13 protein-coding genes and 1 tRNA gene are annotated in these 14,397 nt (G+C 31.7%); 11 read left to right on the top strand and 3 right to left on the bottom strand.

Annotation, left to right across the window (positions count from 1 at the left end; all coding sequences use genetic code 11):
* Nucleotides 1–39: 39 nt before the first annotated feature.
* Nucleotides 40–1,572 (bottom strand): T9SS type A sorting domain-containing protein, encoded by a 1,533-nt coding sequence (locus EG242_RS12475; RefSeq protein ID WP_124900194.1) that lies wholly within the window; start codon nt 1,570–1,572, stop codon nt 40–42.
* 242 nt (nt 1,573–1,814) lie between these two features.
* Here EG242_RS12475 and EG242_RS12470 point away from each other — a divergent pair, with 242 nt between their 5' ends.
* The 7 genes from EG242_RS12470 (at nt 1,815) to EG242_RS12440 (ending at nt 8,613) form a co-directional block, all read left to right on the top strand.
* Nucleotides 1,815–2,186 (top strand): diacylglycerol kinase family protein, encoded by a 372-nt coding sequence (locus EG242_RS12470; RefSeq protein WP_124900193.1) that lies wholly within the window; start codon nt 1,815–1,817, stop codon nt 2,184–2,186.
* Between the two features lie 3 nt (nt 2,187–2,189).
* Nucleotides 2,190–4,634: a DNA translocase FtsK gene (locus tag EG242_RS12465; RefSeq protein ID WP_397258988.1), complete on the top strand. Its 2,445-nt coding sequence runs from the start codon at nt 2,190–2,192 to the stop codon at nt 4,632–4,634.
* Complete coding sequence (locus tag EG242_RS12460) at nt 4,634–5,257, top strand: LolA family protein (RefSeq protein ID WP_124900192.1); 624 nt, start codon at nt 4,634–4,636, stop codon at nt 5,255–5,257. The genes EG242_RS12465 and EG242_RS12460 overlap by 1 nt, the downstream gene beginning before the upstream one ends.
* A gap of 8 nt (nt 5,258–5,265) precedes the next feature.
* Nucleotides 5,266–6,711, top strand: coding sequence for an LptF/LptG family permease (locus EG242_RS12455; protein WP_124900191.1), 1,446 nt, complete (start codon nt 5,266–5,268; stop codon nt 6,709–6,711).
* A gap of 1 nt (nt 6,712) precedes the next feature.
* The gene (gene ribB / locus EG242_RS12450) at nt 6,713–7,846 is read left to right on the top strand and encodes a 3,4-dihydroxy-2-butanone-4-phosphate synthase (RefSeq protein ID WP_124900190.1); all 1,134 of its coding nucleotides are present in this window, start codon (nt 6,713–6,715) and stop codon (nt 7,844–7,846) included.
* 134 nt (nt 7,847–7,980) lie between these two features.
* A tRNA-Ser gene (locus tag EG242_RS12445) sits at nt 7,981–8,065 on the top strand.
* Between the two features lie 356 nt (nt 8,066–8,421).
* A complete protein-coding gene (locus EG242_RS12440) occupies nt 8,422–8,613 on the top strand; it encodes a competence/damage-inducible protein A (protein ID WP_262673905.1) in 192 nt (63 codons plus the stop codon).
* A gap of 159 nt (nt 8,614–8,772) precedes the next feature.
* Here the strand turns inward: EG242_RS12440 and EG242_RS12435 are convergent, their stop codons facing one another.
* Nucleotides 8,773–9,114: a hypothetical protein gene (locus tag EG242_RS12435; RefSeq protein ID WP_124900188.1), complete on the bottom strand. Its 342-nt coding sequence runs from the start codon at nt 9,112–9,114 to the stop codon at nt 8,773–8,775.
* A gap of 606 nt (nt 9,115–9,720) precedes the next feature.
* Between EG242_RS12435 and EG242_RS12430 the strand changes: the two genes are divergently transcribed.
* From EG242_RS12430 to EG242_RS12420, 3 genes are all read left to right on the top strand, one after another.
* A complete protein-coding gene (locus tag EG242_RS12430; protein WP_124900187.1) occupies nt 9,721–9,999 on the top strand; it encodes a hypothetical protein in 279 nt (92 codons plus the stop codon).
* Between the two features lie 134 nt (nt 10,000–10,133).
* Nucleotides 10,134–10,730, top strand: coding sequence for a hypothetical protein (locus tag EG242_RS12425; RefSeq protein ID WP_124900186.1), 597 nt, complete (start codon nt 10,134–10,136; stop codon nt 10,728–10,730).
* Nucleotides 10,731–10,769: 39 nt separating this feature from the next.
* Complete coding sequence (locus EG242_RS12420) at nt 10,770–11,462, top strand: DUF421 domain-containing protein (RefSeq protein ID WP_124900185.1); 693 nt, start codon at nt 10,770–10,772, stop codon at nt 11,460–11,462.
* Nucleotides 11,463–11,848: 386 nt separating this feature from the next.
* Here EG242_RS12420 and EG242_RS12415 read toward each other — a convergent pair whose 3' ends face one another.
* The gene (locus tag EG242_RS12415; RefSeq protein ID WP_124900184.1) at nt 11,849–12,760 is read right to left on the bottom strand and encodes a sterol desaturase family protein; all 912 of its coding nucleotides are present in this window, start codon (nt 12,758–12,760) and stop codon (nt 11,849–11,851) included.
* 207 nt (nt 12,761–12,967) lie between these two features.
* Between EG242_RS12415 and pepT the strand changes: the two genes are divergently transcribed.
* Complete coding sequence (gene pepT, locus EG242_RS12410; RefSeq protein WP_124900183.1) at nt 12,968–14,224, top strand: peptidase T; 1,257 nt, start codon at nt 12,968–12,970, stop codon at nt 14,222–14,224.
* Nucleotides 14,225–14,397: the final 173 nt, after the last annotated feature.

Genomic DNA, 14,397 nt, shown 5'->3' with positions numbered 1-14,397 from the left:
ACGTAAATGTTCTGCTTTTTTAATTAAGAATAGTAAGAGTTACTTCTTTATCATTTTCTTGTTCATTATTCTACCGTCTTTGGTTTCTATTTTTATAATGTAAACACCGCTTGAAAAATCAGTATAAATTTCTTTCACAGGACTAGAATTCGAAACCGTTTTAATAATTCTACCTTTATTATCAAATATCTTGATACTTTTTATAATTCCTTCATAATCCTCTACAAAAAAGCGATCTTTAAATGGGTTGGGATAAACTTTAATAAATTGTTCCAAAGGCTCTTCTATTGATAGAGGTGTATCTAAAAGTAATCGTGCTAAAGTAAAATTATGATTAGAGTTTAGGACTGAATTACCACCAATAATCAACGTATCATTTCCTTGTAACTTAATATGTTCTGGCCAATCGTCGCCTGATGACGCATCAATATCTACCAAACCTTTACCATTATTAAAAGTAATATCTAAATCACCATCGGTGTCAAAACGGACAATACGATAGGCAAGCCCTCCCAGAGCAGACTTTGTTCCACTCCCAATAATAATTTTTCCGTCGGTTTGCACAGTCATTACCCTTGGTCTGAAGGAATATGAGAGAATCTTCATACCATTTGTGCCAAAAGTAGTATCAAATGAACCATCTAAATTTATTTTGAGTAAAAAAGATGTTAACTCAGAGCCTCCTACTATAATTTGTCCGTTTGGCAATTGGCCTGCCGAGTGCAAATACTCCGTAATGTTTGTTATTGGGTTATAATTAAAAAGATCAATGACTACTTTTCCGTTAGTTCCAAATGCGGTGTCAAAATTTCCTTGTGTATCAATTTTACAGTATGCACTTTTAGAATAGTTAACAGTATCACTATATTCATATCCTGCACAAAAAATAGTACCATCGTTTAAAAGAATTGCTTCTTGCATTACAAATTTAAAGTTGGTAGAAGTTAAAGAAAGTATTCCGTTGGTTCCAAACTGACTATCTTCAACACCGTTGCTGTCTAATTTAACCAAAATAGCAAGAGACTCACCATTTAAATAGCTATTCCCTGCTAAAACAATTGAGTTGTCTGAAAGGATTGTTATGAATACAAAAATATTTGAAGATGTTGTGGTATATATTCCATTGTTTGCGAAAGTCGCATCTAACGAACCGTTACTATTATAACGAACAACAAAACCTCCTACACCACCTCCTGTAAAATTTACAGAGCCTGCTACAATGATTTTTCCATCGGATTGAATAACTATATATTCCGGGTGTTCAGAATGACCAATTGCCGTAGTTACTTTTCCATTTGTGGCGAAAGTGTTATCAAGTATTCCGTTTTTATCTGTTTTTGTTAATGTCAATTGGCGTTGGGTACTTCCAACCCCTCCTTGAAGGTAGTAACCTGCACTTACAATGTTGCCGTTATTATCAAAAGTAAAACAATGAAGCTCCGCGGTATTTGGGTGTGGATGTACTGATATTCCTGCATTTCCAAATGTGGGATCTAATGCGGCGTTTTGGCAATAAGCACAGAATACTGTATTTATAAAAAATAATAACATAAGCTTTTTAATGACCCTCATAAACAACTTTTTTTTAATTTAACATAAATAGCATATAACATTTAAAATCAACAACTACATATTTTATATAGTCAATAAAATTAACATTTATTTATTAAAATAGCTAAAAATTACAATTCAATTTAATTCTAATGCAATCATGCTTAAAAAGTAACCACTAAACAAATAGGTCGACCAAACTCGTGGTCTTTTTATTTCTACAATGATAAATAATTCAGTAATTTTGCCGAAATTGCTTTTGAATGAAACACCAACAAACATCCTTTATTTCGGGCAGAATTAAGAGTGTAACTTACGCCGTTAAAGGGTTTTACCTATTAATAACCACCGAACACAGCATTATGGTTCAGTTAATTATCAGTGCACTTATGTGCGTTCTTGGTTTTTACATGAAAATCAGCGCTACAGAATGGATGTTTCAAATACTGGCGATTGGTTTGGTTTTAACTGCCGAAAGTTTAAATACCGCCATTGAGGCAATCTGCGATTATATACAACCAAATTTCGATAAAAAAATAGGTTTTATTAAAGATATTGCAGCGGGTGCTGTAACATTTGCCGCATTAACGGCAGTTGTTGTGGGCGCGATTATTTATTTACCAAAATTAATTTAGAAAATGACTGCTAAAAAACAAAATACAAAACAGGCTAACAATAAGCAAATGCCGCCTAAACCAAAGCAAACCGCTACAAACGGAGCCCGCATAAGCTTTATTTTTGGAACTTTATTTTTAATGTTTTCTGTAATTTTATTATGCAGTTTCATTTCGTACTTTACAACAGGCAATTACGATCAAAGTTTGGTTGCCGAGTTAGATAACCGTGAAATAGAACCTGAAAACTGGGTAGGAAAACTGGGTGCATGGTTAGCACATAAATTCATTTTCGAAGGATTCGGTGTTGCATCGTTTCTTTTCATAAAGATATTTGGCGAAACCGCTTTATGGTTCGGAATCCAGTTTAATGCAGCCAAATTGCGCCGCATGATTTTTTGGGATTTGTTTGCAATCATTGTATTATCAATTGCATTGGGGCATTTTGGAGCGAAATATCCATTTTTAGGTGGAACAGTCGGTTTTGAAATGAACGATTATCTTCAAGATTATATCGGGCAAATCGGTGCGATGCTTGTGGTTCTTTTCCTGATTATTTTCTATTTGATTTTTAGAATAAAAATGACGCCAAAAGCATTTACAAATGTGGTTTCAAACACACACGCAAAAATCAAGGATAATATTGAAAAAGCCGAAGATATCATTAAAACACAACCGGCACAACCAATAAAAATCAATCAGCCTGTGAGAGAAGATACTAAAATCATCGTCCCTCCTGCTCAGATTAAAGAAGATATTAAGAAACCTGAAACCAACAATGAAGTTTCGTTCGATATTAAGAAAATAGAGAAAAAACCGGAGCCGATTAACGATTTTTCAATTACAGATACATCAGCAAACGCAGATCATCACGAAGAATTCATTATTGAAACCATTGAAGAAGAAGAACCACTTGCCGATGATGATTTAGCAAAAAAAATTGTCGAAGATTTTGGTTTGTTCGATCCTACTTTGGAATTATCTAAATACCAGTTTCCAACAAGCGAATTATTGTTTGAACACACAACAGGCGGAATTACCATTAATCAGGCGGAATTAGAAGAAAACAAAAACCGTATTTTAGAAACGCTGAACAACTATAAAATTGGTATTGCGCAGATTAAAGCAACCGTTGGCCCAACCGTAACGCTTTATGAAATTGTGCCCGATGCCGGAATCCGTATTTCAAAAATCAAGAGTTTAGAAGACGATATCGCATTGTCTTTATCAGCATTAGGAATTCGTATTATTGCGCCAATTCCGGGTAAAGGAACTATTGGTATAGAAGTTCCAAACACCAAACCATCGACCGTTTCAATGAAGTCGCTGATTTTATCGCCAAAATTTCAAAATGCGGAAATGGAACTTCCAATTGCAATTGGGAAAACTATTTCAAACGAAACGTTTGTTTTCGATTTAGCTAAAATGCCTCACTTACTAATGGCTGGTGCTACAGGACAAGGAAAATCGGTTGGTTTAAATGCCGTTTTAACATCGTTGCTTTATAAGAAACATCCTGCCGAAGTAAAATTTGTTTTGGTAGATCCTAAAAAGGTAGAATTAACATTGTTCAATAAAATTGAGCGTCACTTTTTAGCAAAATTACCGGACACTGAAGATGCAATCATAACAGATAACACAAAGGTAATCAACACCTTAAACTCACTATGTATTGAAATGGACAACCGTTATTCTTTGTTAAAAGATGCTATGGTTAGAAACATTAAAGAATACAACGAAAAATTTAAACAACGAAAATTAAATCCAGAACAAGGTCACCGCTTTTTACCATACATTGTTTTGGTTGTTGATGAGTTTGCCGATTTAATTATGACGGCAGGTAAAGAAGTTGAAACACCTATTGCCCGTTTAGCTCAACTGGCGCGTGCCATTGGTATTCATTTGATTATTGCAACGCAACGTCCGTCGGTAAACGTAATTACAGGTATTATTAAAGCCAATTTCCCTGCGAGGATTGCTTTCCGTGTAAGTTCTAAAATCGATTCAAGGACTATTTTAGATGGTCCTGGTGCCGATCAGTTAATTGGTCGTGGAGATTTACTTTTCACCCAAGGAAATGATACTGTTCGTGTGCAATGTGGTTTTGTTGATACACCCGAAGTTGAAAAAATTACAGAATTCATCGGCTCTCAGAAAGGATATGGCGATGCTTATTTGCTACCAGAATATGTTGGTGAAGAAAGTGGCACAAGTCTTGATATTGACATTGCAGACCGCGATGTAATGTTCCGTGAAGCTGCAGAAATAATTGTTACAGCTCAACAAGGTTCAGCATCGTTGTTACAACGTAAACTAAAGTTAGGATATAACCGTGCAGGAAGATTGATAGATCAATTAGAAGCAGCCGGAATTGTGGGTCCGTTTGAAGGAAGCAAGGCGCGTTCGGTAAATATCACCGATTTAGTTTCGTTAGACGAATTTTTAAATAACGAAAAAAACAGAATGTAATGAAAAAATTAAGCGCACTTATAGTTGTATTTTTTATAAGTTTTTCAACTTTTGCCCAAAATGCAGATGCTGCCAAAAAATTGTTAGACGAGGTTTCGGCAAAAACCAAAACCTACAACAATATGGTTATTGATTTTACCTTTAACAACGGTAAACAAGAGATGAAGGGTAAGGCTACCGTTCAAGGAGAAAAATATGTAGTAGATTTTATGGGGCTAACCCAGATTTTCGATGGTGCTAAAATGTATGTAATAAATCCCAACGACGAAGAAGTTACTATTGCAAGCGCAAATGCAGCCGATACACAAGTGGTTAGTATTGCAAGTATTTTATCTTTCTATAAAAAAGGATATAAATATGCGTTGGATAAAAAACAAACCATAAACGGTAAGTCAATTCAGTTTATAAAACTTACGCCTACCAATAGTAAAGATGTTAAAGAAGTTTATTTAGGTATTGATACCAAAACCAAAAATATTTACAACCGTACCGATGTTTATAAAAGCGGAAGTAAATCAATTATTACGCTAAAATCTTTCAAAACAAATCAAACTTTGTCAAAAAACCTTTTTACCTTTACAAAATCTAAATATCCAAATTATTACATCAACAATTTAGATTAAAGTAACACGTGAAAATACTTGATCGATATATTCTTATAAGCTTTGTAAAAACTTTTTTTTCAGTCTTTGCAATCTTATTCTTCATATTTGTATTACAGGGAATTTGGGTCTTTATTGGTGATATTGCCGGTAAAGACCTTGATTTTATAACTATATTTAAGTTTCTGTTTTTTTATTCGCCCAAAATGATTCCAATGGTTTTGCCTTTATCGGTATTACTGGCATCAATCATGACCTTTGGCGATTTCTCTGAAAATTACGAATTTGCCGCCATGAAATCGTCTGGAATTTCATTGCAAAGAGCCATGCGTTCGTTAATTGTTTTCATATTGATTTTATCGGGTGTTTCATTCTGGTTTGTGAACAATGTAGCACCAAAATCAGAATTTAAGTTTGTAAACATGCGCCGCGACATCATTCATACTAAACCTGCAATGGCTATTTCTGCGGGTCAGTTTAACGATTTGGGAGCAATGAATATTAAGGTTGATGAAAAATATGGCGAAAAAGACGAGAAACTACGGAACGTAACCATACACGTTATAAACCAGCAAAGTAGTACAAACAAAACGGTAATTAAGGCAAAAACCGGTAGAATTGAAACCAAAGAAAATAGTCCGATTTTAAAGCTGCATTTGTTTGATGGTAATTATTACGAAGATGTAACTACGCGCCGTAACAACAGCAATGATCCGTTCATAAAATCAGAATTTGAACATTATATTATGAGTATCGATGTGTCTGAATTTGATAAATCTGAAGAAGAACTTCAAGAAATATCAAATACGGCAACAATGATGAATATTTCGCAGTTAAACTACACGCTAGATTCGTTAAACACCAACTATAAAGACGAAATTAAAATACACGTAGATGCAGACAATGGTAATAGACGTTTGTTTTTATCGAACACTACACAAGAATCCAACAATGTTTACCAAACAGTATCTTTAGATTCACTGTTACAGTTAAAGAATCGCAGTCAAAAAATAAGTTTATACTCAAACGCATCCGCAGTAGCAGAAAATATCCGATTTAATATCACCAACAATCAAAACACTCTTGTAGAAAAAACCAAACATATTAACCGCCATTGGATTGCATTTTACGAAAAATTTGTAATAGCTTTCTCCTGCTTGTTAATGTTTTTTATTGGCGCTCCGTTAGGTGCAATTATTAGAAAAGGCGGCTTAGGTTTACCAATGGTTTTTGCCGTACTTATATTTATATCGTACCACTTTATAAATACCTTTGGTAAAAAACTTGCTCAAGAAAACGGAATTACGCCCTTTTTTGGTGCTTGGCTATCAACTTTGATATTGCTGCCAATGGCAATTACATTTACTTATAAAGCCACTAAAGACAGAGGAATTAATAGTATTGATAATTTACTGTACCCAATTACCAATTATTTGAAAACAAAATTTAAAAAGAAACAACAAAACAACACATAAAATGTCTGATATAAAATTAAACACCATAGAAGAAGCTATTGAAGATATTCGTCAAGGGAAAATAATTATTGTAGTAGATGACGAAGATCGTGAAAATGAAGGTGATTTTTTAGCAGCAGCCGATAAGGTTACTCCAGAAATGATCAACTTTATGGCAACACATGGTCGTGGGTTAATATGCACACCGCTAACAGAAAAACGTTGTAAAGAATTAGGTTTACCTTTAATGGTATCACAAAACACCGTTTTACATCATACTGCTTTCACTGTTTCAGTCGATTTAATTGGAAATGGATGCACCACGGGAATATCTGCACAAGATCGATCAAAAACAGTTGAAGCATTGGTAGATCCTGAAACAAAACCTGAAGATTTAGGTCGTCCTGGTCATATATTTCCATTAATTGCACGCGAAGGTGGTGTTTTAAGAAGAACAGGTCATACAGAAGCAGCTATTGATTTTGCACGTTTAGCAGGTTATAGACCGGCTGGAGTTATTTGTGAGATTATGAATGATGATGGAACTATGGCACGTTTACCACAACTGATTGAAGTAGCTAAGAAATTTAATCTTAAGCTAGTTTCAATTGAAGATTTGGTGGCATACAGAATGAAGCACGATAGTTTGATTCAGAAAAAAGAAGATTTCGACATTCAAACAAAATACGGAACCTACCGCTTGCGTGCCTATGTTCAAGTTACTAATAAGCAAGTGCATATTGCACTTACAAAAGGTGTTTGGAACAATGGCGATGCTGTTTTAACCAGAATAAACTCGTCACAAGTTAACAATGATATTTTAGGCAATCTAACCAATAACCAAGACGAAAAATTGGAGTTAATGTTTAAAGCAGTAGACAAAGAAGGTCAAGGCGCCATACTATTCATTAACCAAGAATACAACACACTTGATTTATTGAAGCGCTTGGGCGAATTAAAAGAATTACAAGCAGAAACCAATGATATTGTAAAAGCACCTAAAATACAGATGGACAATAAAGATTTTGGAATTGGAGCTCAAATTTTACATGATATCAATATTTCAAAAATAAAATTAATGAGTAATTCTGAGCACAGCAAACGTGTAGGAATGGTAGGATACGGTTTAGAAATTGTTGATTACGTAAATTTCTAGATCTGTAAATAATTATATTTCAAAGCGATAAAAAAAAGTTTAAAAAAAATTATTTAAAAGTCTTGCAGAATAATAAAACCTTACTATATTTGCATCACAATTAAGGAACGAAAGAACGTTAATTGTAAGACCAAGGAGAAATGGCAGAGTGGTCGAATGCGGCAGTCTTGAAAACTGTTGACTGTAACAGGTCCGGGGGTTCGAATCCCTCTTTCTCCGCAAGTTATAAGCAAGCTTAAACACATTTTTTGCTTAAAGGCCTACAAAACCTACGACCTGAGAGATTCGTAGGTTTTTTTTATTGGTACCTAAACCACTAAAATTTACAAAAATGCTCATAATTCTGTGGCAAAATCATGGTACTTTTGGAAGTTGAAAAAAAATTGCCACAAACCACCACTTAAGCAACTGATTTTCAACATGTAAAATGCTTTAACGACTTGAAAGTAAGCTATTGTAATACGATATTTATAAATATTAAAAATTACATTATGTTAGAAGCAAGTAAAATACATTGCAAACTTTAAAAAGATCGTCTACAGGGCTATATCAAAGGATATTATAGTATCTGATTAATTGACAAGAACACTCCGGAATCGAGCGAAGTAACCCGCTGCATGGCTGTTAACGCAAAGAAAATGTTTAATAAAGCTGATAATTTAGTAGCAGTTACCGGACTTACTAAAAGCGGTGGTAGCGAAACAGAAGATAAACCTGTGGGAACTATATATCGATTTTATTTTTCCGGAATATCACTTACAGATTAAAAAAGTTTTCTTGGGAAATTCGAACCAGATTGTGCATCAAACAATAAAAAAACAGCAGATATTATTACGGCACATTTAACTAAAACCGACGAAAATTAAACAAAAAAATAACCTCTCTTAAAGTTAGAGAGGTTATTTCACTTAAAGTAAACTGTAAATTTAATCTTCAAAGTTTTTGTTTCTGTCATGGTCGTTCATAATGTCTTCATTAAAGTCTTTATCTCTATTTCTTACATTGGTGTCCATTCCATCCGGATTTTTAGATCCTGTGTATCTTTTTTCATCCTGATTGGTTTGATGCTCTTCTGAACGACCGTCTCTGTGAGTATTTCTTGTAGTTTCGTTTTCCCTGTCCATGTCTTGATTTTTGTCTTGCATGTTCTGAGGTTGTTGATTTTTGTCTTGATTTTCAAAAGTATTATCGTTTTGATGCTTTTGATTTTGCGGATTGTTTTTATTGTTAATTCCGTCTTGTCCTGGTTTGTTTTTGTTATTTTCCATGATTATAATGATTAGGTTGTTAAATATTAATTGTCTTAACTACTATTATAATAGATATCTTCTTACAATAATTAAAACAATAAACAATCCAACTGTTTTATAATCTATCATTTACCTGCTTTTACTAGTTGTTTATTAATTTACTTAAAAGTACATCATCCTAACAAAAACAACAATTTAAATTTTTAACATTTATATTAAACTGTAATTTTAAGTATAACAGATAATGCATTAGTTTTAAAAAATATTACAAAAAAAATAATTTTTCACAATCAACGCTAAATAAAATTACATTACTAACTTTTTTAACTATTAAAACATAAAATACTAATAAATTTAAACAAATATATAAATTATAATTAAAATTACATTTTATTAAATATTAACTTAAATTCATATTTATTATTGTACAAAATTTACATCAATTGTAACAAAATTACCCATTTTGCCGACAATCCTTTTATATATTATAGCAAAATTTAGATTCAATTTGTAGGAATACTTTTTGTAATACTATTAATGTCTTAATTAAATTCTATTATCTTCTTAATCATTATATTAACCTATTAATAGTTTAAAAAACAACTATTATTAAAACTTATTATTATGAAAAGGAAATTATACAACACTTTATTAGTAAGCATTTTTACTTTTACTATAATCACTTTAACAGCTTGTAGAGATAACAAAAATAACAACAATGTAAATAGGTATGATTCTCTACCGGAGCAAGAAAGATTATATAACGATAATGCAGATCCGTTAAATGAAAGAGATCAATCGGGTGGAACAATTGAAAACCACTTAGATGATACAGATAATACAACACCAAATGTTGTAGATACCTTGGGTTCATCAAACATAACTACAACAAATAATAACTAAAAAAGGAAACATTTTTTTCATTTTTAATGTATCGGTTTAATAAATCGGTACATTTTTTTTTATAATGAACTATTGGCACGAAATTTTAATAACATTTAATGACACAATCAATTGTTTTACTTAAAAAAATCGCTATGAAAGAGAAAAATACATTTATATTACAAAAAACAAAAATTAAATTCTTGTTGTTAGGTGTACTGGGTATCTTTTTTTTAACTAGTGCTTGTCACTTAGATCAAGAAGATGAAAAAATAGCTAATAATAAGATATTGTTACTAAAGTTTAACACTCATACAAAAGAATTTTTAGCTGCTAAAGAATTTAAATATTATAATAACGAAGATAATTTTACTGTAAACTTAAATAAAAAAGATATTGATAATGTGCTTATTACAGATGTTACTTATGTAGAAAAGAATGCCTTATTGTTTAAAGCTACAAGCAAAACAGATAACGGAAAAATTATTATACCAGAAGATTTTAAAATAGCTTCACAATTTGAAAGAGTGTTAAATGATGATCTCATTTTTCCTTCAGATAGTTACAAAACATTAGATAACAGCGAATTATCTGAACTTGATTTTAAAGAAATGTGGTCAAATATTCAAAATATTCTACAAGTACAAATGTTTTTAAAAAGTAATCCTAATCAGCAAATTAAAACATTTATGTATCAACCACATAGACAAAATAACCAAATAAGTTATAACTTTTTTATCCTTAAAAATTGATTTCATAACTGTATATTAAATTTGATAAATTCACACTTTATGGAACTTGAAGAATTTTTATTTGGTGAAACAACTAGTGCTGTTTTAATATCAATTACATTGCGAACTTTTGTAATGTTTGTTGTTATATTAGTTTTTCTTAGATTGTTAGGAAAACGGGGAATTAAGCAATTATCGGTGTTTGAACTGGTTGTTATTCTGGGGTTAGGGTCTGCAGCGGGAGATCCAATGATTTATAAGGAAATTGGAATAATTAATGCTTTAGTTGCTTTTATTGTTATTACAATTTGCTACAAAATACTAACTGTTTTAGTGTTTAAGTTTAAGTGGATTGAAACATTGGTTGAAGGCAAAGAAGTATACATTATTAAAAAAGGAAAATTTTCTATTAATGAATTTAAAAAAGAAACGTTAAGTAAAGACGAATTTTTTATGGAATTGCGTCTTTTAGGTGTTTATCATTTAGGACAAGTAGAATATGCCATTTTAGAAACAACAGGTGAAGTTAGTGTATATTTTTACCCAGACAATCAAATAAAATACGGCTTGCCTATTTTGCCCAATTCTTTAATAAATGTAGTAAAATCATTTAACGTAGAAAACTTTTATTCATGTACCTTTTGCGGACAAACAATAGAATACGCCAATCAAAGTATTTTAAAGTGTTTTAATTGCAATAAAAACGAATGGGTTAAAGCAAGCAACAAAAAAAAATTGGACAAAAACAACTAAAAAACACAAAAAAACATATAAATATTCATGTTTATATGTAAATTTATGAACTAAATAAGGTAATTACAAGCTTTCTTTATGAAAGTGCGTTCTCACCTTTAGTTCTTTTGGTAATGCTTATCTTATAGGTAAGCATTATCTTTTTAAAACATATTGGGAGTTTGTTTTTTTAGCACAAAATATCTAAATATTTTATAGATGTAACTACAATAAGTTTCTAAAATGTTTTTATATTTGTGTACTCACCTTTTAATTCAAAAACTCCTTAACAGAATGACATTTGTCCTCCGCTAATGGGGTTTTTTACTCAAAAGAATTAAAAGGTGAGATATTTAATTTGTGCGGAGGGCTTTTATATTAAAAGCTCTCAAATTATCTCTCAAATTTTATTCTTTTTCAATATTAATTCTCTGTTTTTTAAGTTTATCTATTTTTCCTGGGCTACCAAAAATAAAAAACCACTTTTCTTTAAAGTTTTTTGCCGTTTTAAGATCTTCCATCATACTTTCGTATTCGTGAAAATTAAGGTGTAAAGGATTAAGTTTATGTTCAATTTTGGTAGTGATTCCGTAGGTAGGTTTTTCTTCTTCTAATTGATAAGTTCCAAAAAGTTTATCCCAAAAAATAAATATGGCGGCAAAGTTTTTATCAATATACTTTTCGTCAGATCCATGATGAACTCTATGATTAGATGGTGTTACAAACAAAATTTCGAATATTCTAGGTAACTTCCCAATATATTCTGTATGCTGCCAAAACTGAAACAATACCGAAATTTGATTCACTATAAAAAATATAACAGGGTGAAATCCTAAAAAAGCAACAGGTAAAAAGAAAAGTAATTTAAAATGTTGCACCCAACTTAACCTAAACGAAACCGTTAAATTATAATTATCTGCACTGTGGTGTATTACGTGCGTAGCCCAAAAAAAACGGTTAAAATGTGATACACGGTGTGCCCAATAACTACATAAATCATAAATAAGTAAGCAAGGAAACAAAGTCCACCAATTTAATTCCATCCTCCACGGAATTACATTATAAATGTACACAGCTCCCGAAATAAAAGCAACCTTTAAAATTACATTTATACCAACATTACCAAGACCAACAAATAACGATCCTAGACTTTCTTTTGTATTATAATTTCTTTTTTCAGAATACCATGAATACCAAATTTCTAACAAAGTAAAAAAAGCCATTAGCGGTATGGCATAAATAATTAAATCGCCCGATTGTTGTTCTAATTCTTTAATGTTTTCATACGAAATGGGTGGTGCTCCAAAAAAACTGCTCATGTAAATATTATTTTAATGTTTGCTAATTACTACGCATTAACTATGCCTAATTTTTGAAGATACTTATTCCAACACAAAGAAACAAATTACCTAACAATAAAATTTAATAATTACAAACAATAGCGCTTGTATAGTAAATAAAACAACTATCACTTCATTTAATAATCTGTTTTTAATAAATTTGTAAATATTAAAGTAATAACAAAAATGGAAAACAAACAACATATTATTGACCGATTTATAAGTTATGTAACTGTAGATACAGAATCGGATCCAAATTCAGATACTACTCCATCAACCAAAAAACAGTGGGATTTAGCAAATAAATTAGTAGAAGAATTAAAGCAAATTGGTTTAACTGATGTAACAATCGATGAAAATGCCTACATTATGGCTACATTACCAAGTAATGTTTCGCACGATGTTCCAACAATAGGTTTTGTTTCGCATTTTGATACCTCGCCAGATTTTACAGGCGCAAATGTAAAACCACAAATTATAGAAAACTACGATGGTGGTGACATCATTTTAAATAAAGAACAAAACATTGTATTATCACCAAGTTATTTTGATGATTTATTACAATACAAAGGTCAAACAATAATTACTACCGATGGCACAACCCTATTAGGAGCAGATGATAAAGCAGGGATTTGCGAAATTGTTTCAGCAATGGAATATTTAATTCAACATCCTGAAATTAAACATGGTAAAATAAGAATTGGCTTTACACCCGACGAAGAAATTGGTCGTGGCGCACATAAATTTAATGTAGAAAAATTTGGCGCAGATTGGGCCTATACAATGGACGGAAGCCAAATTGGCGAATTAGAATACGAAAATTTTAATGCCGCTGGTGTAAAATTAATTTTCAAAGGAAAAAGCGTACATCCAGGTTATGCAAAAGGCAAAATGATAAATTCAATGCTTTTAGCAAACAAATTTATTTCAAAATTACCATCAAAAGAAGTACCTGAAAAAACAACCGGTTACGAAGGCTTTTTTCATGTAAACGATATAAAAGGATCCATTGAAGAAACAGAAGTGCATTTAATTATCCGCGATCACAGTATGAAGAAATACAAAAAGCGCAAAAAGTTAATTAAAGAAATGGTTGCAAAATTCAATAACAAATACATCACAAAATTTGGTGGAGATATTGTAGAATGCGAAATAAGCGACCAGTATTTCAACATGAAAGAAAAAGTAGAACCTGTAATGTACATTGTTGACATAGCCGAAGAAGCAATGAAAGAACTAAACATTACTCCAATAATAAAACCAATTCGTGGAGGAACAGATGGTTCACAACTTTCATATATGGGTTTACCTTGCCCAAATATTTTTGCAGGCGGACATAATTTTCACGGAAAATACGAATATGTACCCGTAGAAAGTATTTTAAAAGCAACCCAAGTGATAGTTAAAATAGCAGAATTAACTGCAAACAAAAAATTCAACTAACCTTAAAAACCGTTTCAAAACCATTTTGAAACGGTTTTTTTTTCTTCACTCCAACAACTACCCAGATTTAAATCACAAATTTTCACGGGCAATCCCTTCCGCTTACGCTGCAGGTCGGGCTTTCGCGAGTCGCTTTTTGTTGCCCTTCGTAAGGCTCAGGGGACCAACAAAAG

This window comes from Paenimyroides viscosum, from assembly GCF_003858535.1.
In the GTDB taxonomy this organism is placed as follows: Bacteria; Bacteroidota; Bacteroidia; order Flavobacteriales; family Flavobacteriaceae; genus Flavobacterium; species Flavobacterium viscosum.
Note: the sequence above shows the minus strand (reverse complement) of the source record. Positions and strands in the feature narration are given on the sequence as shown.

Coding starts and splice junctions, on each gene's coding strand:
- EG242_RS12475 (WP_124900194.1), bottom strand. CDS start 1,572: ATGAGGGTCATTAAAAAGCTTATGTTATTATTTTTTATAAATACAGTA.
- EG242_RS12470 (WP_124900193.1), top strand. CDS start 1,815: ATGAAACACCAACAAACATCCTTTATTTCGGGCAGAATTAAGAGTGTA.
- EG242_RS12465 (WP_397258988.1), top strand. CDS start 2,190: ATGACTGCTAAAAAACAAAATACAAAACAGGCTAACAATAAGCAAATG.
- EG242_RS12460 (WP_124900192.1), top strand. CDS start 4,634: ATGAAAAAATTAAGCGCACTTATAGTTGTATTTTTTATAAGTTTTTCA.
- ribB (WP_124900190.1), top strand. CDS start 6,713: ATGTCTGATATAAAATTAAACACCATAGAAGAAGCTATTGAAGATATT.
- EG242_RS12435 (WP_124900188.1), bottom strand. CDS start 9,114: ATGGAAAATAACAAAAACAAACCAGGACAAGACGGAATTAACAATAAA.
- EG242_RS12430 (WP_124900187.1), top strand. CDS start 9,721: ATGAAAAGGAAATTATACAACACTTTATTAGTAAGCATTTTTACTTTT.
- EG242_RS12425 (WP_124900186.1), top strand. CDS start 10,134: ATGAAAGAGAAAAATACATTTATATTACAAAAAACAAAAATTAAATTC.
- EG242_RS12420 (WP_124900185.1), top strand. CDS start 10,770: ATGGAACTTGAAGAATTTTTATTTGGTGAAACAACTAGTGCTGTTTTA.
- EG242_RS12415 (WP_124900184.1), bottom strand. CDS start 12,760: ATGAGCAGTTTTTTTGGAGCACCACCCATTTCGTATGAAAACATTAAA.
- pepT (WP_124900183.1), top strand. CDS start 12,968: ATGGAAAACAAACAACATATTATTGACCGATTTATAAGTTATGTAACT.